The organism is Microvirga sp. (assembly GCF_014699075.1).
GTDB lineage: Bacteria > Pseudomonadota > Alphaproteobacteria > Rhizobiales > Beijerinckiaceae > Microvirga.
The window spans coordinates 323742-347071 of the sequence record NZ_JACXAB010000002.1 but is presented as its reverse complement, the minus strand read 5'-3'; the positions used below and the strand labels follow the sequence as shown (position 1 = coordinate 347071).

The window sequence follows — 23330 nt, the reverse complement described above, 5'->3', positions numbered from 1 at the left end:
CAGCATGGCCAAGAGCTACGACCTGATTGTGATTGGATCGGGAACCGCCGCGATGGTGGCCAGCCACCGGATGGCCTCTGCCGGCCGGAAGGTCGCCGTGGCCGACTACCGCCCGTTCGGCGGCACCTGCGCCCTGCGCGGCTGCGACCCCAAGAAGATGCTGGTAACCGGGGCACAGGTCATCGACGACGTTCGGCGCATGACGGGACGCGGCGTGGCGGCCGACGACGCGCGGATTGTTTGGCGCGACATCATCGCGTTCAAGCGGACGTTCACCGGGCCAGTCCCGGAGAAACAGGAGAAGCGCTATGCCGAGCACGGCATCGATGCGTACCACACCCAGGCCCGCTTCGTCGCCCCGAACGCGGTCGAGCTGGACGGCGGGGACCGGCTCGAAGCGCAGCATATCCTGATCTCCACCGGAGCACGGCCGGCGCCGCTCGGCTTCCCAGGCGAGGAGTTCCTTATCACGAACGAGAAGTTCCTCGAACTGGAGGAACTGCCGGAGCGCATTGTCCTGGTCGGCGGTGGCTACATCGCCGCCGAGTTTTCGCACATCGCGGCCCGCGTCGGCGCGAAGGTCACGATCATCCAGCGTGGTGGACACATATTGCCCCACTTCGATGCTGACCTCGTCGGCTGGCTGATGGAGAAGTTCCGAGAGATCGGCATTGACGTGCGTACCCGGACTTCGGTCGAGGGCGTGGAGAAAACCGACCGCGGCTTCCTGGTCCGGGCCCGGGCGAATGCCGACGGCGGCCAACCCGTGACGGTCGAGGCCGACCTGGTGGTCCACGCCGCCGGGCGTATCCCCGATCTCGACTTTCTCGACCTTCAGGCCGCAGATGTCGAGCGGGATCAGCGTGGGCACCTGAAGCTCAACGAGTTCCTTCAGAGCGTCTCCAATCGGGCGGTCTATGCCGCCGGTGATGCCGCCCGGATGGGACCGCCACTGACACCTGTGTCGAGCCACGACGCCAAGGCCGTCGTGCGCAACCTCCTCGATGGCAACCGGCATCGGCCCGACTACCGTGGCATCCCGAGCGTCGCCTTCACGATCCCGCCCATCGCCAGCGTCGGCCTGAGCGAGCAGGAGGCGCGCGAGAAGGGCCTGAAGTTCTGCGTGCAGAGCCAGCTCGTACCAAATTGGTACACGGCACGCCGCCTCGCCGAGACCGTATACGGCTTCAAGGTGCTGGTCGATGAAGAGACGGATCTCGTCATTGGAGCCCATCTCGTCGGGCCTCACGTGGACGAGGTGATCAACCTCTTCGGTCTGGCGATCCGTCACGGGCTCACCGCCGAGGACCTGAAGACGACGATGTTCGCCTACCCGACCGGGGCATCAGATATTGGCTACATGCTGTAGATCTGTCTCCCAGGAAGCGGCGGTCGGCTACTCGGCCGCCTTGACCTCGTGCCTCATGGCTACTGCCGCAAGACGCCTGGCTTCCTTCTCGGCCGCGTCCTTGCGCTCGCTGTAGCGGTCGGTGAGGTAGTCGGAACGGTCGCGGGTCAGCAGCGTGAACTTCACCAGTTCCTCCATCACGTCCACGACACGGTCGTAGTAGGAGGAGGGCTTCATCCGCCCGGCTTCGTCGAATTCCTGGAAGGCCTTGGCAACCGAGGACTGGTTCGGGATCGTCACCATCCGCATCCAGCGCCCGAGCACCCGCAGTTGGTTGACGGCGTTGAAGGACTGCGAGCCGCCGCAGACCTGCATCACGGCCAACGTACGCCCCTGCGTCGGGCGCACTGAACCCGTCGCGAGCGGGATCCAGTCGATCTGGGCCTTCATCACCGCGCTCATGGCCCCGTGCCGTTCCGGGCTGCACCAGACCTGGCCCTCGGACCAGAGCGACAGCTCCCGCAGCTCCTGGACCTTGGGATGGTCGCTGGCGGTGGCGTCTGGCAGCGGCAACCCATGCGGGTCGAACACCCGGGTCTCGGCGCCAAAGTGCCGGAGCAGGCGCTCCGCCTCGAGCATCAGGAAACGGCTGTAGGAGCGCTCCCGCAGGGAGCCATATAGCAGGAGGATACGGGGAGGGTGCGTGGACGGCTTCCCCGGCTCCAGCCTGCCGAGATCGGGCACGTCGAGGACCGAGAAGTCAATGTTGGGGAGATCACTCACCGGGCTGGACTCCCCGCTTGGGGCTGGCCGCAGGCAGCCTGTGACGCACGGCGCCGTGCTCGTACCAGCCCTGGCTGCGGTTCACGATCCAGACGACGGACAGCATCACGGGCACCTCGATCAGGACGCCGACCACGGTCGCTAAAGCCGCCCCCGAGTTGAAGCCAAACAGGCTGATGGCGGCGGCCACTGCCAACTCGAAGAAGTTCGATGCACCGATCAGGGCCGAGGGACCGGCGACGCAATGCTGCTCGCCCGCGATGCGGTTGAGCAGGTAGGCCAAGCCGGAGTTGAAGTAGACCTGGATCAGGATCGGCACGGCCAGCATGGCGATGATCAGGGGCTGTGCCAGGATCTGCTCGCCCTGGAAGCCGAACAGCAGCACTAGGGTGGCGAGCAGTGACACCAGCGACAGCGGCTGCAAGACCCGGAGCAGTCCGGTCAGGGATGCCTCGCCACCCTGGGCGATCAGTCGCGAGCGCATGAACTGGGCCAAGATCACCGGAAGGACGATGTAGAGCACGACCGAGAGCAGGAGCGTGTCCCACGGCACGGTGATCGCGGACAGTCCGAGCAGCAGGCCGACGATGGGCGCGAAGGCCACCACCATGATGACGTCGTTGAGGGCGACTTGGCTCAGGGTGAAGTGGGGCTCGCCCTTGGTCAGGTGGCTCCAGACGAACACCATCGCCGTGCACGGTGCCGCTGCCAGGATGATCAGGCCGGCGATGTAGGAGTTGATCTGGTCGGCGGGCAGGTAGGGCCTGAACACGTAGCCGATGAAGAGCCAGCCGAGCGCCGCCATCGAGAACGGCTTCACGGCCCAGTTGATGAAGAGCGTCACGCCGATGCCGCGCCAGTGCTCGCGCACCCGCCCCAGGGAGGCGAAGTCGATCTTGATCAGCATCGGGATAACCATCAGCCAGATCAGGGCGGCCACGGGCAGGTTGACCTTGGCGATCTCCAGCGTGCCGACGGCGTGGAACACGCCCGGCATCAGGTGGCCAAGCGCGATGCCCGCGACGATGCACAGGGCGACCCAGAGGGTCAGGTAGCGTTCGAAGATGGACATGCTGAATCCTTCAGGCGGTAGCCGCGCGGTGTCCGGAGGCGTCGACGACGATCCCGCCGTCCTCCTTGATGAACTCGCCGAGCTGCGGCGGCAGGAGGTCGAGCACGGCCTCGGACGGCCTGCACAGGCGTACGCCCTCGGGCGAGACGACGATGGGGCGGTTGATCAGGATCGGGTGCACCATCATGGCGTCGAGGAGCTGGTCATCGGTCAGGTGAGGGTTGTCGAGGCCGAGCTCATGGTAGGGCGTGCCCTTCTCGCGGATGACGTCGCGGACACTGACGCCCATGCGGCCGATGAGCTGGCGCAGCAGGAGCCGCGTCGGTGGGGTCTTCAGGTACTCGATCACGTGCGGCTCGATGCCGGCGTTGCGGATCAGGCCGAGCGTGTTGCGGGACGTTCCGCAGTCCGGATGGTGGTAGATGATGACGTCCATGGGGAACCTCAGGCCTGGCGGCGGTCGAAGGGAAGCACGGTCGCCGGGGTAGCGCCCTCGAGGCGGCCGATGTCCCGCAGGTGACGGGTCAGGGCGATCTGGTCGAGGCTCGCCATCGGCAGAGCGAGGAAGGCGGAGATCCGGTTCTTGAGGTACTTGGCGGCTTGGACGAAGGCCCGCTCCTTCTCGATGTCGGTGCCCTCGACGGCCGCGGGATCCTCGATGCCCCAGTGGGCGGTGGCCGGATGGCCCAGCCACACAGGGCAAGCCTCGCCCGCGGCGCTGTCGCAGACCGTGAAGATGAAGTCCATCACGGGCGCATCCGGTCCGGCGAACTCATCCCAGCTCTTCGAGCGGAAGCCGTCCGTTGGATAGCCGAGGCTGTCGAGTACCTTCAGGGCGAACGGATTGACGGTCCCCTTCGGCTGGCTGCCGGCTGAGAATGCGTTGAAGCGGCCGGCGCCGTCCTTGCGCAGGATGCCCTCGGCCAGGACGGATCGGGCGGTGTTGCCCGTGCACAGGAACAGGACGTTGTAGGGACGGTCAGCCATTGGCGGTCTCCTTCGGGGAACAGCAGGGGGCGAGGGCATCGATCAAGGGAGCGCACACACCGGGATGGCCGCCGCAGCAGTCCTTGAGCAGGAAGGTCACGACCTCGCGCAGCCGGTCGAGATCGGCGCGATAGATGATCGAGCGGCTCCGGCGCTCGGATCGCACGAGGCCCGCTCGGGAGAGGATGCCGAGATGGCTCGACATCGTGTTGTGCGGGACGGCTAGCTCGCGGGCGATGTCGCCCGCTGGAAGGCCTTCGGGTTCGTGCTTCACCAGCAGCCGGAACACGTCGAGCCGGGTTGATTGGGCGAGCGCCGCAAGAGCGAGGATGACGTTCTCTGATTCCATATGTCGAGATATATGGAACAGAGCGACTGCAGTCAACCGTCACTAGTCGAACTACGCATTCCGTGCTGCATGCACAAGGCTGGTTAAATAGGCTCAGTACCCGGGGCACCGGCACCTCACCACGTCCGTCAGGACCCTGATGATCCGGCACTTGGCCAAAGCAGCCTAGGCTGAGGCTTCCCAAAGGTTTTCACCATGCGGCGAACGTCTCCACCGAAGGCTTTGAAGCTCGGCATTAACACACTCCCCTGGGGCCGCCGCTGACACGGCGTCTAGCACCTAGTTCCACTCAAAGTGAGCCGCCGCTGACGCGACGTCTTGCACTTTTCGTCTCACTAGGTGCCCAAATAACGAGTCGGTCTTGATGACACCTTGCGCGGCATCATCAAAACCTCTGCCTCGTTGGTCTCAATGTAGGAAACGCTCGAAATAAAGCCGTTAAGACCTAATCTTGGTCAAATAAAACCCGCCGAAAGGGCACGCCTCCCCATATCCACCCTGTGGAAGTGGTCCTCACGCCCTCCGCTCAGGCGAGGATCCCTCTCGGCAAGCTTCCGGTTTCCCCCGACGGCGCCCTCGATCGGCATGATGGCCCGACCCTCGCTGACATCGCCACCGTGCGCCTCGCTCCTTGGCTTGGGCCGCATGGGATCTTCACCATCGACGCCCACCAGGTCGGACGGCTCCCCGACGCCGATCTTCTGCCGGCAGTCGACAGCGATGATATCGATCCTGCCACTGATAGTTTGCGGCCGGCGACCCGCTACGCCATTCGCACCCTCAAGGGCCAAGAGCCGACAGGTGCCGTGAAGGATCACCTGCAGGCAACAATCGCCCGCATGCCGAAGCGGGGGCAGAAGGGGCGCTGGTGGATGGCTCCTGAGGCCATCACCCTGCCTCTTGATCGCCCGGCACTCCTGATCCCGCGCATTGGCCGCAAGCTCCGGACTATCCGGCTAGAGCCAGGCATCCTCCCCATCAACCATAACCTCTATGTGGTCTCCGCCGGTCCTGATCTCTCACTCGAAGCCATTCAGGAGATCCTGCAAAGTGAGGAGACCCAAGCATGGGTCTTAAGAAACGCTCCGCCGCTCGAGAACGGCTATCTCGACATCAGGGCAGGGCTGCTGCGCCGAATTCCCATTCCCGGATCTTTGAGCCTGAAGACGACGAACGTCCAAGGCTAAACCCCTAAAGTGGGTACAAGGAAAAGGCACGCGGCCATGATCACTTGCATCTTTACCGACAACCTCCACTGCCGCGGCCTAATCTCCCGACTGCGTTCGGTCCGTCATGCTCTCGACCAGATCCATGCATCGTTCGGCACAGTCAAGGAACTGACCATTCTGGATGGCAGTGACCGGATTCTTGCGTTCATTCCGACCCGCATTACCAGCGGGGAACTGAGGGTCTGGGATTACCGGACCAGCAAGTTTCTCGACCCTAAGATTCTTTTGCGGTCGGGCGCCATCTTTGCCTCGTCCGTTGCCACCGACAGCATGCAGGAAGCCTTTCAGCGCGAGATTCTCGACCGCGATGCCTGCAGCGCTGCCCCGTTGCCGCTGGCCGCCTGATCTTCCCTCCATACCAGGACAATTCCATGAGCGCTCTCGATGAGAAGCGTCGGCTAGCGGCCGATGCTGAATGCAGCACGTTTGATTTCGGCTACGAGTTCAAGGACGCCTCAGGCTGGGAATGGACCACTCCCGGCAACCACTGGGAGAAACCGATCTTCTTCTTCGCCGATGATCGGGACGCGCCCTCCATTAGCGGCACCCTTCACATCAAGTTTCACGATGGATCAGCTGAGATCGCCGAATCCCATGCCACCATCCTAGGCCAGGTGATTGAGGGCCGCTCGTCCGCTCACCAGACCGTCTCGGCAAGCGAAGTCGAAAGCCCCGACACGAAGATAGTGAAGATCGTCTATCAGGTCGTCGCCTTCATGCCTGCTGCCGACGCCCACTGGGCGCAGCATTCAAATGCTGAAAAAGCCCTCCGCGAGATCGATGAGGGTGACTGGATCGGCTGCGAAATCGTCGGTTCGGTCGAAAGGATCCCCGACGACAAGATCCGTGACGAGCTCATCGCGATCGGCAACGACCGCACCTTCTTCGATGACATCCTCAATGATGACGACGAGGACGATTCCGCTACTTCAGGCCAGGAGTAATTCTCGTGGAACAGCTTGCTCTGTTTTCGTTTCCGGAGCCTCCGCCGCCAATAGAGATTCCTTATGACATTGGCGAAAAACCAGACTTGACCTCATACGACTACTACATCGTGGCGTTCAGCGGCGGGAAGGACAGTTGTAGTGCACTCTTGCATCTCCTTGAATCCGGGGTTGACCGGTCTCGCATTGAGCTTTTCCACCATGATGTAGATGGTCGGAACCCATTCTTCGATTGGCCAATCACTACCTCGTATTGCGAGGCCGTAGCTAAGGCTTTCGGCGTTCCACTTTATATGAGTTGGAGGGAAGGGGGATTCTTGCGTGAGATGCTCCGCAACGGAACACCCACAGCCCCAGTAATTTTCGAAAAGCCAGATGGGACGCTCGGGAAAGCAGGCGGCGATGGGCCGATTGGCACCCGGTTGCGCTACCCCCAGGTTACAGCAAATTTACAAACTCGCTATTGCTCGGCCGCTACCAAAATCGACGTCGGGGCCGCTGCCCTCAGAGGGCAAGATCGGTTCCTTGGGAAGCGCACTCTCTTCATCACAGGCGAGCGTGCACAGGAGAGTGCAGCTCGATCGCGCTATGCATCCCTCGAGCGTCACCGATCGGACACTCGCGATGGAACGCGCCGTGTCCGTCATATCGACCATTGGCGTCCCATTCTGCAATGGTCCGAGCAAGAAGTATGGGCAATCATGCAGCGGCACGGCTTGAATCCCCACCCGTGCTACTGGCTGGGACTTTCCCGCGCTTCATGTGCCTTTTGCATTTTCGGCGGAGCCGATCAGTGGGCCACCCTGAAACATATCTGGCCCGAGCGCTTCGAGATTGTTGCTGGCTATGAAGAACAATTCGGCGTCACTATCAAGCGCAATATGAGCGTGCGTGACCTTGCCGCGAAGGGCAAGCCATACCCATCTGCGCTGGCTTCACCAGAGATCGCGCGCCTCGCGCTGTCCGAAACATACAATGTCCCTGTCCTTGTGGACCCTCAATCTTGGATGCATCCCCCTGGTGCATTCGGTGAAGGGGGAGGACCGACATGAGTGTCCCAATGAACCGAATCCTTAGATCATACATCGTCACGATGTCGGGACCCGACAACATTGACCAGACGATCAACGTCCAGGTTGAAAGCCTCCCTAACACTCCGATGCTGGACGATGCCGGGGACATTCTCCAGGCCGCCCAGAAGCGATGCGCTGCCGCTGTCGTTGATTATGACAGCTTCAACTCGGATAGCGAGTACCTGAATACGCTCGACGCCCGAGCTGCCGAGTGCCACGTTGTCTCGATCCGCAAGCCCGGCGACCTGGCAAGGTACATCTACGAGGGTTATGTCGGCGAGAACGACGAAAGGGTCTTCACTGGTCCGGTTCTGGCGGTTGATGCCGATGAGGCCGACTTCGCCGCCCGATGGGGCATCGCTCTCCAGGCAGGAACCCTAAGGGGGAAGATCCTCAAGGATCCTGACCGCTTTTTCGAGGCGCTCGATGCTGTGGAGGTTCGCCGCTGCGAGGAGAGCCCCGTCGGCCTCCCGGAACTCGTGAGCAGCGCCCGTGCCCTCATTGCGGCCCATGACCGGGACGAACCCACCTCTGACTTGATCGACGAACTGGCGGTTCTGATCGCCCTCGTCCCCTCCCAAACCCCAGAAGCCGCCGCCGCGGCAAAGGCCTGATTGCCATGACGAGCTATTTCATTGACGTGCGTTTCGAACGCCAGCTGACTGATGACCTGCCGATTATCGGCCTGACTGACGAGCAGGCGAAGAACGGGAAGGTTCTTGGCGGTCACCTCGTTCGCCAGTTCGTCGGCGAACTACAGGAAGCCTATGACCAGGGTGGCGTTGCGGGTCACTTCGAGGTCGAGCGTGTGGTTCTCAACTCCGGAGACGACATCTGGCGCCACGGCGATCCCCTCCCGCCGTACACGCTCGAGGAAGCCGTGGCCGAGTTGGTGCCGGAACTCGACAAGGTCAAGGCAAACCTTCCTGAGGAAGTCCAGTTCCGCCTCGCAAAGGTGCTGGCAATGCTGCCCACGCCACCGGCTGGCACTCAGGCCGAAACCGCGCTCGGCGAAAACCAGCCTCCAGTGGACCTCTCGCCGATCGGGCGGATTCCGGCTCCCAATTTGGCGGCCTGATCACCTTCCTTCCGTCCTCCTTTTACCGCGCAAGGCCCACCATGACCGCTGCTCAACCCGATACGGTAACCCGCCAATACGAAGTCAGCTTCGAAGGGCAGGATGCCCCTGTTCACGTGGACCTGGAAGCTCCAGCCAGGCGTCTGATGATCGACAACTTCCTCTTCGCCGTCGCTAGAGCCCAGGAGATTCTCTCCGCCTCAGAGCCCGATGCTGAAACCCGCCGGATCACCGGATTCCGGAAGGCGGGTGAAACCATCCGCTTTGCGGTCGAAGGGGAATACACCAACGGCGGCACGCCTCCGACCTGGATCGACAGCGTTTTCGCCGTGGATGAGGAGGATGCCGAATTCGCCACGAAACTCGCGGTCGCCCTCAACGAAGGCTGGGATTTCAGCAATCTCGTGAGCCTGCGCAAGCACATGAAGATCATCCCGGTCCTCGAGTGCCGGCCGGAACCCTATTCAAAGGACGATATCACGGCCTCTCTGGCCGACTTTCTGTCAGCCTATAATGCCGGCGAGAACGTCACCCGCCACATTTCCCACCTGACGAAGATGGTGGAAACCTGCGGTCATAACATCCGGGAAGGCGGACCCATTGTTCCGATCGGCGACCTGACGCCGAAATTCGGTGAAGACGCCTTCAACCGGATCACGCAGAACCGTCTCCGGGCGATCGAGTTCCGGCTGATCGTTGAACCTCAGTCAGGGCTGGAGACCGTCACGAACCAGATCGGGGACGGGCAAACCCCGACCGACGATAGTCAAGCATATGCCCTGGTTCTCTGCGCAGCACCGAAGATGGCGCTCGCAATCCGGCGGGCCCTCCCGTGGCTCGAGGGGACCGGCATCGCCGACAGTGACCCGCCCGAGTACCTCGCCCTGAAGTCAGCCCTCGAGCAGGCAATCTGCTGAACGCCAAATCCCAGAAAGATCGTCCATGAGCGCCGTCACACTTTCCTCGACTCCCGAACTGATCGCGGAATACGCCAAGCCCGACCAGGATATCTTCGGAAATCCTATCACGGTCGGTGCCATGGTCCGTTCCTACGATCTCGCCGTGCTGCTGGAGGATGGCCGGATCTACGGCATGGAAACAGCCAACCGGCCTGGTGTCCGGGTCGACTACATTGAAGGAGAGGTCCATGCCATCGGAGAGATCTTTCTCGACGGCTGCCCTCGCTACACGATCAAGATCACCAAGGAATGCTACGGCGCCGACGGGGTGGACACCTCGGATGTCTGCTACGGCGCAGGGCATTTCGTCCACCCGCCGCTAAACGGCACGCCCAAGTCCATGGGAGGCGTCACCTTCGGGGTGGTGGCTGTCGCCTAACCCGCAGTCCCTGAAGCCCGCCTACTCAATCCAGAGGCCACGATGCGACCCCTCAATTATGACATGCTGAATATCGTTATCGCGGTTCAGCGCCTGAAGAGCTTCATGATCGCCGACTCCGCCATCCGGGAGGCCGCGGGCCAGGAGAGCCCCAGTTGGTTCAAGTCGGCGGACGCCTACTATTCAGAGATTCCGGACAGCGTGATGAAGGTTGCTGGCCTTCACAAGAACCGCAGTGACTTCGAAAAGATTCTCGCCTTCCAGGTCACGGACGAGATGATGAAGACGAACATCCACAATCTCTCGCGCTTCCAATTCCCCGCCGACGATCGCGGCGAGTACCCGGCAGATTCTGGAGCCGTGAAGCCTCAGGCATGACCCGCGCCAACGACATCAAGGCGCCCGACGGCTACCTTCTCGGCGGCCTTCGGCGTGTCCGAAGCGATGGAACGATCCTGTTCCAGCGGGGGTGGTGGAAGGCTCCCGCCGAATGGATCGGCAAGGAAGTCTGGGTGCACGAGGACGAACTGGGAAGCCCAGGCATGCGCGACCGCGAGGTCATCATTCGGGCGGCTCCTCCCGGTATCTACATCGCAACCGCCATCCTTGAGGGCGTCGCTGTGGTCTGCCACCGCACAGTTCGTCCAGATGCGAAGCTCGGATGGCGCGATCCTGTCAAACTGGCATGGGCCAACCGGCATACCGAGCACCCCACTAATCAAGCTGACCCTGCGGGAAACCTATAGGGATCGAGATCAGGATTCTTCCTCTGGCGAAACAGTTGAGGATCCCCAGAAATGATTCAGCATGGCACGGCTCCCTTCCTTGAATGCTCCAGCCGGGGAGATCGCCGGTTCAGCGCCTTCGCGGCACGGATCAAGGGCTGCGGAAACAGGTCCATCGAAGAGATCTATCAGGCCGCCAAGGTTTTTGCTGACGGCTCGACGGGGCTGAGCTGGCGCGAGGCTAAGGGCAAGCGCGCTGTGAACGCCGACGAGGTGAGGGCGCTCTACTCCGTTCTCTGGGACGAGTACGTTGCCGAGAACCCAAACCTTCTGACTGTCCTGACGGAGGCCACCGGCCTGCAGGACCTGTTCGGTCAGGCTGGCCACGCGTGCCAGGCGACCGAGCTCTGGCGCATCCGCTGCGTTGCTCTCGGCGTAGCTCCATAATGCAGAGGTGATCATGAGCGACCTTCCCGCCCTCTCAACAATGGCCAGGAAAGCCCTTGAGGTGCTTAAAGATGGCGGGGAGTTCCGCTATGCGCTCGAGATGAGCGCCTACACCAGACGGGAGCAGTTCAAGGCACGTCTGAAGACCGCCACCGGTCGGACGGTCCGCGGTATCGGCGTCAGTACGATGTATGAACTGAAGGGGCACGGACTGATCGTCCCGGCAAACAGCACGTCGGTATCCACCTACTACCGCTGGAATTCATCGCACAGTAGTAGTCAGGCCGACGAGATCAATAAATGCGGATCTCAGGGGTAGTATCCGACCTAGAATTCTGGTATTGAAGCTGCCCCGCGGATCTTCCGCCCGGTTCACAGCCACAGCCAGAGGAGGCGTTACATGCTTATGCGTATTTGCACGTACCAACGCGCCGCTCTCCTCGTCACGACCCTAGCTGCTGGTGGCTCCAATGAACCCGACCGTATTCCCTCTGCCCTTTGTAGGGCTCGCCTTCCGCTTTGAATTTGTTCGCGTGCCGCGTAGGCCCGCGAATGATCACGCGCGGCCTGTAGCAACAGCCGAACTCGATCACCTGCGCCGTCACGAACTTCAGCAGGAGCTGCGTCACGAGCTCAGCCCGCACATGCTTCGTGATGTCGGCCTCGACCACAGCCGGACAGACTGATGTGCTGGCTGCAGTGCGGTCAGTTGATCGCGTCCGGAACTGCTAACGTGCGTCGCCGCACATCGGCATGTCGCGGCCGCATCTACATAGATCGTGCGATGCCGGAACACATCGCACGCGCCCTGGTGGGAGGTCTGGTGCTCAGCCTCCTGCCGGGGCAACTCTGCTTGTGCACAGCCTAATGTTGAACCGGCGAGGCACTTGGTGTATTATCGTGACGTGGTATTGCAACCGGTGCCACAACAATTCGCCCTGACAGTGAGCTCCGCACGGCTAACTCTGTCAGGGCGTTTTCGTTTGATAGTGCGTTGACGCGATCACCAGGCATCCTATCTACTCAGTTGTGGTCTCTCCCTAATTGACCGCGGACGCCTTGGTTGAGGGTAAAAGACAGCACCTCAGCCAAGGCGTTTTTATATCCGCCGTTCGGAACAGCGACGTCACGGCAGTTCTCCCAAACTTGATAAGACACATGTTCAGAGAAATTGGTCTCTGGCGAGGCCAACGCTTGCATCCACGATCCTTACAGGAGGACTATCGATGACGTACTACACCAACACCAGCCTTCGTCTCCTGGAGACGGCATCGACAAAGGCCAATACCGAGTTCTCGCCGTGGTGGCTGGCTCTGAACGGGGAGCTTGCCAAGCGCAACCTGCCGGAGGCCCGCTATGGGGATGCTCGCGATTACTACGAGACGGGCCATTCACCGGAAACCGCCGCGGACGACGTCGTCGCGACCGCATGAAGCATTACCTCGGGCGTAATCGACCCGCCTCTCTGTCTCCTTCATGGTCCTCATGCCGGGATTGCCCCAGCCCACTATCAGGAGACATCTCATGACCGACGCCACCTCGATCGCTAACCGCTACATCGCTCTCTGGAACGAGACGAATGCCGACCGCCGGCAGGATCAGCTGGCCAATCTATGGTCCGAGGACGGCACCTATAGCGATCCCCTTATGCAGGGGAGCGGCCATAGCCAGATCGATGCGCTCATCAGCGCGGTGCACCAGCGCTTCCCCGACTTTCGCTTCTCCCTGATCGGCCAACCTGATGGCTACGGCGAGAACATCAGGTTCTCCTGGCAGCTCGGGCCCGAGGGCGCGGATGGCCCGATCAAAGGAACCGACTTCGCCACGTTGAACAACGGACGCCTGAAGCAGGTCACGGGCTTCCTCGACCAGGTCCCTGCCGGGGCCTGACACCTACCACCGTTAACCATCCAGAGGCTGGCCCTGATTGAGTTCAGGCCAGCCTTTTATTTTTTCAGTTCTGAACATTTGCCAGTCGGCATTCCTCAAACCCCAAAGAAGAATCTCGACGGCGCGGGCTCGACGCATGGTCGATCGAACCGCAACCCACCCTTACCGGCACAGAGTTGACCGGAGGATCCCATGACACATGATTTCAAGCTCAGGAACGGGCACCGGGCTCGCGCGCTCTCGCACGCGATATCCCTCATCAACGCTCAAGCCTGCAAACCCCTGTTCGAGCGCCGCGCCAGACTCTTGAGCGACATCGTTCATTGCGCCTACCAGATCGGCACCATCGCCTCCGATCGCTACAAAGCCCACGATGAGTTCATCGTGGCGGGTCTCGCCGAGAAGACCAATGAGATCGAGCTCGGAGCCCTGGCAAGCCACCTGCTGGGCTACGTCGAGATTGCCCCCACGTACCGCTCCATGTGGGGCGTGTGGCTCGATCACTGCGCCCGGCCTGGCTTCCTGACGTTCCAGGTGCCGCAAGGCGCCAAGTACCGTCAGACTATGGCCGGCGACATTCTCAGCTTCAGCCACGTGAATGGCGCAGGGCAGGGTGGACCAGCTTCCTGCCTGCCGATCGCGACTCTCGCTTGGGCCCTGTCAACGGAAGCACCAGGAGTTGAGACCTACCAGGACACACTGAAAGGGCACATCAAGACCTTGGAGGAAGAGATCTGCCCGGCTGTGATGGCAGAGTTCGGACAGGTGCCGCAGTTCGCCCAAGCCTTCAATGACTGCCTGACTTACCAGGACATCGTCCGGCTGTTTCCAGCCGTCGACAAGATCCTCAAAGCCGACGACGAGCATCGCAACGACAACGCCGTCTCGGCTCTCCTCACCCTCGCCGGCTGACCCTCTCCAGATCCTTAAGGTTCCTGTAATGAACATCCTCTCCACCACCCAGGTCGAAGCCACGCTCGGCCGCAAACTCATCTCCCGGGCTGACCAGTTCTTCAGCCATTCCTTCGACTGCATCATCGATGAGATGATCCAAAATTCACGCCGCGCGAAGGCAAAGAACGTCCACTTCACCCTGGAGGACGGTGATCTCATCATCGCCGATGACGGGCACGGCCTGACGGCTGAGAATGCCCATGTGCTCCTGATGGCAGGCGGCAGCAACAACGACGCTGCCGTAGAGATCAATGAGGCGGCCGCAGGGCTCGGATTCTTCGCCCTTGCTCACTACGATGTTGTCGTTCGTTCCCATAACTGGGAAATGCAGATCCCAAAGGCGGCCTTCACCGGCAATGCGACTGCCGCCCTGACCACTGGACATCCCCAACAGGGCGGTCTTTCGATCCGGATCCGTGCCTTCACCGACAAGGACGGTCTACGCCTGGGCGAGATCATCCAGAAGTGCGTGGTCTACTCCGGCCTGACAGCAACCCTGAAGGGCTTTCCAGAAGGTGTGCCGACCATTGTCATGCCCCAGACCTTCCTCGATCATGCCCTGACGGATCATGCCGATTGCATGGTGGCGGTACACACTGACACGGTGCACGGCGTCACCATCAAGCTCGCCCGGATCAAGGGGGAAATGTGGCGCAAGGAGAAGACGAAGCTCAACTTCTTCGGCAAGGTCATCAGCCTTGAGGACCACCGCGCCGGGCATAAGATTCCAGACGTTGAGAAGACTGTCACCCTCGACGAGGAGAAGAAGCTGTTCAAGGAGACCAGCTTCTGCACGATGGTTCTGATCGATGTGCACGACACCTCCCATCTCAAGCTGAAGCTGCCTGAGCGTGACGTCCTGATCCAGAACGACGGCCTGGAGGAGATCTGGAAGACCATTGATCTGCTCTACTGCAAGATGCTCTCCAATCCGGACCTCGTGAACGGGCTCTCGGCTCACCATCCGCTGCGAACCTTTTCGCCTTATCCGATTCCTCGTCCATCAGCGTCAGTCGCCAACATGGCCGGCACCCGCTGGATGCCAAAGGGTGACGGGCTGATCAGTGCCGAGGGCGACCGCCTTGAACTGCACGAGATCGTCAGCCTCTCGCTAGAGTCCTATGGGGTCCAGGATGGCGGCTATCTGGAGTCGATGCTCGAGAGCAACTACAGCCAGGGCGGCTGCCCCGAGGTCACCCGGATCCTGTTCGACGTAGGAGAGATCGAATACATCCTCGGCCGAGAGACGATCCCGTTCGTGGTCGGGAACACCCTGCTGATCAAAGCCGAGGGCGACGAGATCCAGGTGCCGCTTGACGATGGCACCTCCGGTTATCCCCTCACGTTCACGGATGTGGGCGAGGCCATAAAAGAGGTCGATATTGAGGATCTCTACGACACCATTGTCGAGGACCTGGCACTCAAGTTCTTGATCGATGACCGGAAGGGCGGCCATGGTTCACTCACGGTTCCGATTCCGGCGGTCTACTTCAATCCGGATTGGGACACGAACTACCCGTTTGTAATAATCGCCAAGGGCCGGGAGGATGAGGCAGTGTCGCGCATGATGCGCGGAATCCCTTGGAATAATGAGGAAGAAGATTATGAGCCGCAGGAGCGTGCCGCTGAGGAGAGCTACACGGCTCTGGTTGCTAAGATCACCGGCCAGACCCGCTCACACTTCCAGCAGAAGGTTCAGGCAGCGGTACTCGACCAAGCCTACTCCCTCATCGGTGAGATTGACGGTGAGGATGAAGAGATCATCGCCATGACCGTTACCGTCCGGATCAAGAAGGGCGAAACGCCCCTCGTGACCCTTGAGCCTGCCTCAGCGCCAATGGCAGAAGCCGCGTAAAACAGAAAAGGGCGGTCATGCCGACCGCCCTATTTGCTTCTCAAGGAGGTTACCAGCCGCCATAATAGCCAGAGCCGTAGTACGGCGAGCCGTAGCTATAGTCATAGGACCGAACCACGCGACGGGTACGGTACACCGGGCGGGGCTCCTCATAGTAGCGGACCACACGCCGCTCCCGGTAGGCCGGCCGTGCGTAATAGCCGTCATCATAGCGGTACGAGGTCACCGGAGCGGCATAGCCATAGGCAGGTGCGCCATAACCATAAGCAGGGGCCGCATAAGCCTGAGAGGCCGCACCAGCAATGATGGCGCCGGCAGCAAGGCCAACAGCACCGGCCGCAATAGCAGCCCCGCGGCGGCCCGAGCGGGCCTCAGCTTCCGAGGTGGATAGAGCGCCAAGAGCCAGAACGCCCACTGCGGCAAGAGTAGCGATCTTACGCATGTAATGTCTCCGGAACAGTTCTGGGGGAATTAACACAGAACCCCAACTTGAATTCATTTCATCACAGCACGCCTGAATACAGGCTGAACCAAATTGTTTGCTGGATCGCTCGAAATTCCTGTCCCTGCTTAAGTTCGACTTAGGTTGTTCTTGGCCCATGCCTGCTGTCCCAAAGGCGCAGCGCCAGGGTGGGGAAGGGGTAGGCGCTGCGCCTTGTAGGCGTGCCGCTCATTTGTTGCGCCGTAGTACGCAAGAACTCGCGTTGTGAGCTTTTAAGTCGAGCATTGGGTGAACCCGACAGTTGGTCAAAACCCCGAAAGGGAAGGGAGATCTCGATGCAGCTCACGCGCACGAACCGAAGCCTCATCCGCCGTCTGTTCCGCGAATTGAACCGCAACAAGGTCGATTTCCTCGCCCAACGCATTGAGCGGAAGAGGCAACTCGCCGAACTCGAGGAAGGCGGAATGGTCGCGATCGTCCATGGCGGCATCGATTGTGACGGCGGCCGCTGGGACAACCGCGTCAGCCTGGTTCCCGCAACAATCACCGCTGTGGAACAGTGGGCGGAGCGCTACCACGCCCAAGCCGAGGGGCCGCAGTGGCAGAGGCTGGAACGACCCTCGGTTGCCGCGGATCTCGTTGAGGATGACCGCGACCTCGCGCTGGAAGCCTTTGAGGACGGGCACGCTCACCTCCTCTGCGCCTGACCCGAGCCGGCCCGCACCATCGGGCAACCTTCTATTCCTGTGTTTTCGATAAGTGGTGGACCCGCCATGACGATGCGCCGTGCCCAGAACGACAACAGCCGCTTTCATCTCGGTTATCTGACCGTCAATCGCCGGGATCCTCATTCAGGGGCAGAGGTCCGGTTTGATCGACTCGACATCCTGCTGACTGACGCCGTCTTCGAGGCAAGCAACGGCGGCATCTACCGCAAGCTGCGGGCGAAAGGCCAGAACGGGGAGTTCTATTACGGCAGCGCCTTCGCAGGAAAAGAGCGCAACTTCACGAAATCGATGACCCTCGTTGTCTACTACGGATCCGAGAAGCTCACCGTCCCAGTGCCGGTGGCAGACCTTGCCGTCGGCGACATCTCCTCGCTGGAGCTCTCCTGCTGCATCCAGGCTACTCACCAGACGGCGCGCCCAGTGGCACCCGACCCCGAGGTGAAGCAGACCGACCTCCAGGAGGCTCGCCTCTGGTCCGTCACGGAAACCTTCATCCGGGCGCAGTCAATCAAGGAGAAGGGGCACCTCACGAAGCTCCGCCGGGCCGTGACCCTAATCTACCACCCTGATCCGTACGAGGAGGCGGAGCGGGAGATCCGGACCCGGATCATCGCCCGGGCCAATGACCTGATCGACAAGATGGGCCAGCAGATTGCGGCATGATCCTTCCCTCTAAAACCAAGGAAATCGCCTCGTGGACACAGCCGAACAGAGGACTGGGGATCAACCTGAGACGGTTGAGGCCCTTCTGAACACAATCCATGCCTACTTCGCCACCTTTGCGAATTGCGAGCAGCTGTCGCTGTCCGATACCGAAGAATCCCATGTCCTGTGCCTGAAGGACGTCACCCATATCGGGAGCACTGGCCTCGACCTTGTCGAGAAGCTTCAAGACAAGCTCAAAGCTCAGGAACAGGCCCGGTCACCGGTTCCGGTATCTGAGAAGATCGATCCTCTCGCCGGCCTCAAGGAACTGCCGCTCGACCGTGCCGTGATCCTCTATCTCGCCTCGGGCCACGCGCTCACAGGCGCCCTGGCGGAGAGCCCAGACGGTCAGATTGCCCTGTTCGAGCCGCGGAACAGGGGTTCCTCGCATTACCATGTCGTCCCGCTCACAAGCATCACTGCATGGTCTGATATGCGGGGCGAGGACGCTGACCCGCTGTTTCTGTACGATCGCCAGTACCTGTCTGAGCGCCAGATCCGCGAGAAGGAAAAGTGCAAGGCCAGCGGCTGAGCGGAAACCATATCGCTGGGTTCTGGGTTGCCCTGCCTCTCCTGCGCCGTATACCTAGGAAAGCCTCCTCAAGTCCTTTCATTCCTCGGGCTTCATGACCATTCGCCGCCGCTTTCTCCTCACCCCCTCCTTCGCCCGTCTGATCCAACGGGAGAGGGGCGGCTTGCGCCAGGTCGAAGGCTTCTTCCTGGAGCAGCGGGACCGAACCTCCTGGGTCCGTCTTGAGGAAAGCCGAGGGCTCCTCATCCTCAGTTCGGCAGGACCCGATGGCGACGTCGAGGAGGAGACCGAGGTTCCGGTGGGCCACATCCATGCGCTGCTCGATGTCTGCGCCGGTGAGGTCGACTATTCGCGAACAGCCCTGCCGATCAGCGACCGCCACGCCCTGGTCGACCAGATTGTTCGTCCCCGTGCCCTGCATCTCGTCACGGTGGAATTTGACACCGAGGCCGAGGCGCAGGCTTTCCAGCCTCTGGACTGGTTTGGTCCTGAGGTGACCGGAGATCCTCGTTACACCCATCACTCCATCGCCCTAAGAGGGCTCGATGAGGTTCCGGAGATCACCTTGTCCGATGCGGCGCTCAACAGCCTCATCGATACCATGGAGGGCCGCTTCCCCGCCCAGACCCGGATGGCCACCAACCGCCCAAAGGCCAGACAAGTCCCCGTGACCAGGGCCACGGCACAGACCGGCGATCAGGCCATCAAGGTCGATCTTGACGAGATCGAGAAGGCGATGATGCGCGAGATGGAGAAGACGCTCCAGAAGGACAAGCCTGAGTAGGGGGTGGCTATCCGATGCCCGACGCCCGTTCGCCCATACGGCACCACTTGGTGCTCTATCGGCGTGACCCGGAGCAGGGCAGGGCACGCTTCTTCAGCCTGATGATTGAGCGCGACTTGTTCGGCACGATCCGGCTGGTGCGCAACTGGGGTTATGTTGGTACCAAGGGACAGGGGAAGGTCGACATTTACCCTGACGAGGTGGTCGCCGCAAAAGCGCTAGAGGGCTGGGCAGAAACCCAGCGACAGAAGGGCTACACCGACCTTTGATCTGACTAATTGATCGCACTTCAGTGCCGGTAGAGCCGAAGAAGGACGACCTTGTGGACTTCATCGGGGAATAGACAAGAGATCAAGACCGGAAGGACCCCCTTTACGTAGCCTTTTCTTTGTCTGGCGGGGACAACCAATATGTCGCTCTTGCGTGCGCCCCCGCCTCAGGTAGCTTGGGACGCCTCATTCCCGCCATAGTCCATAATGATTTCCCCAGACCAGTATCTCCGTAATATCCTCATCCGCGAGGCGATCCCGGCCGGCCTCTACACCCCCCTCAACGTCTGCAAAACGACCCTCGTGCCTATTCTGCAGAATTGGGCCGGAGAATACCTGGCGGCGATCACGCCGAGCGGGTCGTTCGCCAAGGGTACGGCCAACCGTAGCGGGACCGACATCGACATCTTCGTCTCCCTGCGGTCCGAAACCCGGGAGACACTCAATGAGGTGTACGACAAGCTCCACGACCATCTGAAGGGCAAGGGCTTCACGCCCCGCCGCCAGAATGTGTCGCTTGGCATCAAGGTGAACGGGTTCGACGTCGACGTCGTCCCGGCAAAACGTCAGGACAGCTACAGCCAGGACCATAGCCTGTACCGGAGCAAGGCCGACACCTGGACGAAGACAAACGTGGCGCGCCACATCGACATCGTGGCCAACTGCGGCCGACGGGACGAGATCCGGATCCTCAAGCTCTGGCGAAACCAGAAGGGGTTGGATTTCCCGTCATTCTATCTTGAGCTCAGCGTCATCGAGGCCCTGAGGAACACCTACAGCATCGGCCTCAGCGGCAATGTCGTGACCTGCCTGACGTACCTGCGCGACCGCTTCCCGAACGCCCGGGTCGTCGATCCCGCCAACACCAACAACATCCTTTCCGACGAGTTGACTGCGATGCAGAAAGCCATGATCGCCAGCGCCGCCAAGGACGCCCTGTCAGCAGCATCCTGGGACCGGGTAGTAAAATGACCGAGTGGAACCTCGCCAACCTCCTCGCCGGCCTCCACACGGAGATCCACCAAAAGCTCGAGCACTCGCGGGCACTCCTCGGTCACCCCGTTCTGAAGGGAGATGCAACGGAGAACATCTGGCTCCAACTCCTGGGCAACTACCTGCCGAAGCGTTACAGCGTCGCCCGGGCGACGGTGGTCGACAGCAACGGCAAGTTCAGCCAGCAGATCGACGTCGTCGTGTTCGATCGGCAGTACAGCCCCTTCATCTTCACGTTCGAGGGGCAGACGATCATCCCGGCCGAGAGCGTCTACGCCGTGTTTGAGGCCAAGCAGGCAATCGACGTGGAAAACGTACGCTATGCACAAGACAAGATCGCCAGCGTCCGACGTCTGTACCGGACCAGCCTCCCCGTCCCTAACGTAAGCGGCATCGCGAAGCCAAAGCCGCTCCACCGCATCCTCGGTGGATTGCTGACTTTCGAGAGCTCCTGGAAGACGCCTTTCGGACAGCCGCTGCAGCAGGCGCTCGCGGACGGCGATCCGGACGGCAGCGTGGATCTCGGGTGCGTGGCGGCGCACGGCCACTTCAGCCGCTGCGAGGACGAAACCTACGTCTTTACCCTTGAGGGCAAGCCGGCGACGGCGTTCCTGTTCGAGCTGATCGCGAAGCTCCAGGCGAGTGCGACCGTCCCAATGATCGACATGCGCGCCTACGCGAAGTGGCTGGCGGACTGAGAGGCCGAGATGTCATCAAGAGACGCCACCATCATCAAGTTCCTCTTGGGCGGGATCCTCCTGGTCCTTTTGTTCGGCCGCGACGCAGTTATGAACTCGCTGCAGAGCGGGCTCTGGGTTGTACTCGGACTCGGAGCCCTTCTCGTGGTGGGGTGGATCGGCTGGGCGTTCGCGAAGGCCTTCTTCTACGACGTCCCAGCGGAGTACATCTCGGACATCAAGAAGGAGAAGACCCAGGGTGGCCCATGGCTCGCCGGCGCGGTCCTCGGCGTCGGTCTGCCGTTCGGCATGGCGTGGGTCGCCGGCATCTTGCTCCACAAGTGGGGTTGGGCGGACATCCGCGAGTATACCGAAGTGGCCGGCCAAGTCTGGTACATCCTCATGCCGATCTTCTTGGTCCTCTACGCGTGGAGTGGGCTGAAGAAGCACTACCGATCGATCCCTGGCGCGTTCGCCGCTGGTCTCAAGTCGTTCTTCCAGAAGTGGGGTTATCTCGCTGCCAGTCCGGTCCTCGCGCCGATCGGCCGGATCCAAGAGTACAAGGCGCAGCGGGTGGCCGGCACCTTTCGCGGCTACGGGTATGCCACGTTCGATTTCGCGATGACCATCATCGTGTCGCTCTTCCTCTCGATGATCGCGATCGTCCTTCCGCTGGTCTTCGCGCTGATCACCTATCACGAGATCTTCGGTTAGCTTTTGGATGGACGCACCTAGTAAAAACTCATCGGTGCGTCCGAAAACTAACCTGACAACAGGCCTCTATAACTTGTGCCCGTTATATCCTCTTACTGGGTTGGGCACTTTGCTGCCTCCGGAGCACTCGCAGCGGGAGCAAACCCGTACAATGCTGCCACACCCGCGATGTCCTTCGCGCTCAGAGTAGTGCGCTGACCAAGTGTGACCTGCGTGGTTTGCTTCGGTGTGATTGTGGGTCCCGAATTAGGTCTTGCAAAGGCTTCCCCAGAATAATGCATCACACTTCCGTAGTCGTATTCGCCCAAGGCTCGCGCGTTCGATGATATTTCAAAGTTGTTCTTTGCGTTATCTTGTATATTTCCCCAGTGTATTTCAACAAATGCATCCCGGTTAGGATGGGTGTGCTCATGATAAAGACCAATTGCGTGACCAATCTCATGCACAATATTGCCACACTTGCAATCAGGCTTCAATCTGATGATTTGTTCTCCCCCTTTCATACCTATAGACGAACTGCAAGCCCCTTGATCCAACTGAAACTTGACGTAGTTCTTTTCCCCCGCCTGACGCGCCACTAATTTGATTGCCCCTCCGGTTGCTTCTCTCCAAATCCCTATTGCTTTATCGATTTCAGGCTTACGCTGTTCCAAGCTTTCGTCGATTTCATATGGTATAGTCCCGTTAGGCCAAATTCCGCCGCTGGCGATGCCAGTAGAATATACACCTACTCTGTCCAGTTCTGACTTTATCTCAGCGACAACTTTATCGAGTTCAACGATATCATAAGGTGGCTCGTTCGGATTCTCAGGATCATCTGGCGGGCCCTTGTTGGCTTCAGCTATGTAGCGTTCCCTTAATATATCTAAGGCTTCAGCTGTACTATCTTGAAACCTTCTATCCGTCCGCCCAGCCAGAAATGCTTCCAAATCATCTTTGACGATTGAAGCGCCAAACAAAGAGCTGAGAGCTGCCTTGAACTTCAGGCTATCTAGCGATCCAACCCAAATATCTCCCTCCACGTAACCTTGCCTCCTGATGATGGTGGGGGTCGCAATACGCGTGTTCATTTGAATGAAATTTGCTATCGTGCGTCGATCGTCTGCCTTCCCACCTGTAGGTACAGTTAGCGGCAGTGGATAATCCACTGCAAGGCGGGAGGAGAAGAACCGCCGTCTATGTGTCTGTTGCTCTGGCAACGTTTGATCTTGCTGCGCCAACGCGCCTTCATTCGGCATGCTAAGTAGACAGAGGGCACTCACAACAAGAATTTGCATCCGGCTCATGCGTAAGCTCCTTCACATGCTTGAAGATCTGACTACAAGCGGTTGGAGCATTGAGACCGCGCCTCAAATGCGCTTTATAGGTGGCGCGGTTCTGAAAGGCCTGGCACCCTAATACGCAATAACCAAAA

General features: G+C 60.5%; 33 protein-coding genes. 25 read left to right on the top strand and 8 right to left on the bottom strand.

Annotated elements, in window-relative coordinates; all coding sequences use genetic code 11:
* The first annotated feature begins 4 nt into the window (after positions 1-4).
* Positions 5-1369 carry a dihydrolipoyl dehydrogenase family protein gene (locus tag IC232_RS04900; protein WP_190843801.1) on the top strand — a complete coding sequence of 455 codons (1365 nt, stop codon included), beginning with the start codon at positions 5-7 and terminating at the stop codon, positions 1367-1369.
* 27 nt (positions 1370-1396) lie between these two features.
* Here IC232_RS04900 and arsH read toward each other — a convergent pair whose 3' ends face one another.
* The 5 genes from arsH to IC232_RS04875 are packed head-to-tail and all read right to left on the bottom strand — an operon-like array spanning position 1397 to position 4539.
* Positions 1397-2131 (bottom strand): arsenical resistance protein ArsH, encoded by a 735-nt coding sequence (arsH, locus tag IC232_RS04895; protein WP_190843800.1) that lies wholly within the window; start codon positions 2129-2131, stop codon positions 1397-1399.
* On the bottom strand, positions 2124-3203 hold the full coding sequence (gene arsB / locus IC232_RS04890; RefSeq protein ID WP_190843799.1) for an ACR3 family arsenite efflux transporter: 1080 nt from the start codon (positions 3201-3203) through the stop codon (positions 2124-2126). The genes arsH and arsB overlap by 8 nt, the downstream gene beginning before the upstream one ends.
* Before the next feature lie 10 nt (positions 3204-3213).
* Complete coding sequence (arsC, locus tag IC232_RS04885; protein ID WP_190843798.1) at positions 3214-3639, bottom strand: arsenate reductase (glutaredoxin); 426 nt, start codon at positions 3637-3639, stop codon at positions 3214-3216.
* A gap of 8 nt (positions 3640-3647) precedes the next feature.
* On the bottom strand, positions 3648-4190 hold the full coding sequence (locus tag IC232_RS04880) for an arsenate reductase ArsC (protein WP_190843797.1): 543 nt from the start codon (positions 4188-4190) through the stop codon (positions 3648-3650).
* Positions 4183-4539 carry an ArsR/SmtB family transcription factor gene (locus tag IC232_RS04875; protein WP_190843796.1) on the bottom strand — a complete coding sequence of 119 codons (357 nt, stop codon included), beginning with the start codon at positions 4537-4539 and terminating at the stop codon, positions 4183-4185. The genes IC232_RS04880 and IC232_RS04875 overlap by 8 nt, the downstream gene beginning before the upstream one ends.
* A gap of 500 nt (positions 4540-5039) precedes the next feature.
* Here IC232_RS04875 and IC232_RS04870 point away from each other — a divergent pair, with 500 nt between their 5' ends.
* Genes IC232_RS04870 through IC232_RS04815 form a run of 12 tightly spaced genes read left to right on the top strand, consistent with a single transcriptional unit; the run spans position 5040 to position 11692 of the window.
* On the top strand, positions 5040-5726 hold the full coding sequence (locus IC232_RS04870; RefSeq protein WP_190843795.1) for a hypothetical protein: 687 nt from the start codon (positions 5040-5042) through the stop codon (positions 5724-5726).
* 36 nt (positions 5727-5762) lie between these two features.
* Entirely contained in the window at positions 5763-6113 is a 351-nt protein-coding gene (locus tag IC232_RS04865) for a hypothetical protein (RefSeq protein WP_190843794.1), read from the top strand.
* A gap of 26 nt (positions 6114-6139) precedes the next feature.
* Positions 6140-6712: a hypothetical protein gene (locus IC232_RS04860; RefSeq protein ID WP_190843793.1), complete on the top strand. Its 573-nt coding sequence runs from the start codon at positions 6140-6142 to the stop codon at positions 6710-6712.
* 5 nt (positions 6713-6717) lie between these two features.
* Entirely contained in the window at positions 6718-7764 is a 1047-nt protein-coding gene (locus IC232_RS04855; RefSeq protein WP_210335223.1) for a phosphoadenosine phosphosulfate reductase family protein, read from the top strand.
* 8 nt (positions 7765-7772) lie between these two features.
* A complete protein-coding gene (locus IC232_RS04850; protein ID WP_190843792.1) occupies positions 7773-8399 on the top strand; it encodes a hypothetical protein in 627 nt (208 codons plus the stop codon).
* 5 nt (positions 8400-8404) lie between these two features.
* Positions 8405-8863: a hypothetical protein gene (locus IC232_RS04845; RefSeq protein WP_190843791.1), complete on the top strand. Its 459-nt coding sequence runs from the start codon at positions 8405-8407 to the stop codon at positions 8861-8863.
* Between the two features lie 41 nt (positions 8864-8904).
* On the top strand, positions 8905-9780 hold the full coding sequence (locus IC232_RS04840) for a hypothetical protein (RefSeq protein ID WP_190843790.1): 876 nt from the start codon (positions 8905-8907) through the stop codon (positions 9778-9780).
* 25 nt (positions 9781-9805) lie between these two features.
* Positions 9806-10201 (top strand): hypothetical protein, encoded by a 396-nt coding sequence (locus tag IC232_RS04835; protein ID WP_190843789.1) that lies wholly within the window; start codon positions 9806-9808, stop codon positions 10199-10201.
* Positions 10202-10243: 42 nt separating this feature from the next.
* Positions 10244-10579, top strand: a complete 336-nt coding sequence (locus IC232_RS04830) for a hypothetical protein (RefSeq protein ID WP_190843788.1) — start codon at positions 10244-10246, stop codon at positions 10577-10579.
* On the top strand, positions 10576-10947 hold the full coding sequence (locus IC232_RS04825; protein ID WP_190843787.1) for a hypothetical protein: 372 nt from the start codon (positions 10576-10578) through the stop codon (positions 10945-10947). Before IC232_RS04830 ends, IC232_RS04825 begins: the two co-directional genes overlap by 4 nt.
* 51 nt (positions 10948-10998) lie before the next feature.
* Positions 10999-11373 carry a hypothetical protein gene (locus tag IC232_RS04820; protein WP_190843786.1) on the top strand — a complete coding sequence of 125 codons (375 nt, stop codon included), beginning with the start codon at positions 10999-11001 and terminating at the stop codon, positions 11371-11373.
* Positions 11374-11386: 13 nt separating this feature from the next.
* Positions 11387-11692 (top strand): hypothetical protein, encoded by a 306-nt coding sequence (locus IC232_RS04815; RefSeq protein ID WP_190843785.1) that lies wholly within the window; start codon positions 11387-11389, stop codon positions 11690-11692.
* Between the two features lie 124 nt (positions 11693-11816).
* On the opposite strand, the gene IC232_RS04810 is transcribed toward IC232_RS04815, so the two are convergent.
* On the bottom strand, positions 11817-12044 hold the full coding sequence (locus IC232_RS04810) for a hypothetical protein (protein ID WP_190843784.1): 228 nt from the start codon (positions 12042-12044) through the stop codon (positions 11817-11819).
* 555 nt (positions 12045-12599) lie between these two features.
* On the opposite strand from IC232_RS04810, the gene IC232_RS04805 reads away from it, so the two are divergent.
* The 4 genes from IC232_RS04805 to IC232_RS04790 all read left to right on the top strand — a co-directional run bounded on the left by IC232_RS04805 (position 12600) and on the right by IC232_RS04790 (position 16072).
* On the top strand, positions 12600-12806 hold the full coding sequence (locus tag IC232_RS04805) for a hypothetical protein (protein WP_190843783.1): 207 nt from the start codon (positions 12600-12602) through the stop codon (positions 12804-12806).
* 91 nt (positions 12807-12897) lie between these two features.
* Positions 12898-13263 carry a nuclear transport factor 2 family protein gene (locus tag IC232_RS04800; RefSeq protein WP_190843782.1) on the top strand — a complete coding sequence of 122 codons (366 nt, stop codon included), beginning with the start codon at positions 12898-12900 and terminating at the stop codon, positions 13261-13263.
* Positions 13264-13455: 192 nt separating this feature from the next.
* Positions 13456-14175: a hypothetical protein gene (locus IC232_RS04795; RefSeq protein ID WP_190843781.1), complete on the top strand. Its 720-nt coding sequence runs from the start codon at positions 13456-13458 to the stop codon at positions 14173-14175.
* A 28-nt stretch (positions 14176-14203) separates the two neighbouring features.
* Positions 14204-16072: a hypothetical protein gene (locus IC232_RS04790; RefSeq protein WP_190843780.1), complete on the top strand. Its 1869-nt coding sequence runs from the start codon at positions 14204-14206 to the stop codon at positions 16070-16072.
* Positions 16073-16121: 49 nt separating this feature from the next.
* On the opposite strand, the gene IC232_RS04785 is transcribed toward IC232_RS04790, so the two are convergent.
* Positions 16122-16514 (bottom strand): hypothetical protein, encoded by a 393-nt coding sequence (locus tag IC232_RS04785; RefSeq protein ID WP_190843779.1) that lies wholly within the window; start codon positions 16512-16514, stop codon positions 16122-16124.
* A gap of 335 nt (positions 16515-16849) precedes the next feature.
* On the opposite strand from IC232_RS04785, the gene IC232_RS04780 reads away from it, so the two are divergent.
* The 8 genes from IC232_RS04780 (at position 16850) to IC232_RS04745 (ending at position 21916) form a co-directional block, all read left to right on the top strand.
* A complete protein-coding gene (locus IC232_RS04780) occupies positions 16850-17221 on the top strand; it encodes a hypothetical protein (protein ID WP_190843778.1) in 372 nt (123 codons plus the stop codon).
* Between the two features lie 66 nt (positions 17222-17287).
* On the top strand, positions 17288-17905 hold the full coding sequence (locus IC232_RS04775; RefSeq protein WP_190843777.1) for a hypothetical protein: 618 nt from the start codon (positions 17288-17290) through the stop codon (positions 17903-17905).
* A 31-nt stretch (positions 17906-17936) separates the two neighbouring features.
* Positions 17937-18479 carry a hypothetical protein gene (locus IC232_RS04770; RefSeq protein WP_190843776.1) on the top strand — a complete coding sequence of 181 codons (543 nt, stop codon included), beginning with the start codon at positions 17937-17939 and terminating at the stop codon, positions 18477-18479.
* Between the two features lie 94 nt (positions 18480-18573).
* The gene (locus IC232_RS04765; RefSeq protein ID WP_190843775.1) at positions 18574-19263 is read left to right on the top strand and encodes a hypothetical protein; all 690 of its coding nucleotides are present in this window, start codon (positions 18574-18576) and stop codon (positions 19261-19263) included.
* Between the two features lie 14 nt (positions 19264-19277).
* Positions 19278-19532, top strand: a complete 255-nt coding sequence (locus IC232_RS04760; protein ID WP_190843774.1) for a WGR domain-containing protein — start codon at positions 19278-19280, stop codon at positions 19530-19532.
* Positions 19533-19739: 207 nt separating this feature from the next.
* Positions 19740-20504, top strand: coding sequence for a nucleotidyltransferase (locus IC232_RS04755; RefSeq protein WP_190843773.1), 765 nt, complete (start codon positions 19740-19742; stop codon positions 20502-20504).
* Positions 20501-21223, top strand: coding sequence for a DUF6602 domain-containing protein (locus tag IC232_RS04750; RefSeq protein WP_190843772.1), 723 nt, complete (start codon positions 20501-20503; stop codon positions 21221-21223). Before IC232_RS04755 ends, IC232_RS04750 begins: the two co-directional genes overlap by 4 nt.
* Before the next feature lie 9 nt (positions 21224-21232).
* Positions 21233-21916 carry a hypothetical protein gene (locus IC232_RS04745; protein WP_190843771.1) on the top strand — a complete coding sequence of 228 codons (684 nt, stop codon included), beginning with the start codon at positions 21233-21235 and terminating at the stop codon, positions 21914-21916.
* Between the two features lie 92 nt (positions 21917-22008).
* Here IC232_RS04745 and IC232_RS04740 read toward each other — a convergent pair whose 3' ends face one another.
* Positions 22009-23202, bottom strand: a complete 1194-nt coding sequence (locus tag IC232_RS04740; protein ID WP_190843770.1) for a M12 family metallopeptidase — start codon at positions 23200-23202, stop codon at positions 22009-22011.
* Between the last annotated feature and the right edge of the window lie 128 nt (positions 23203-23330).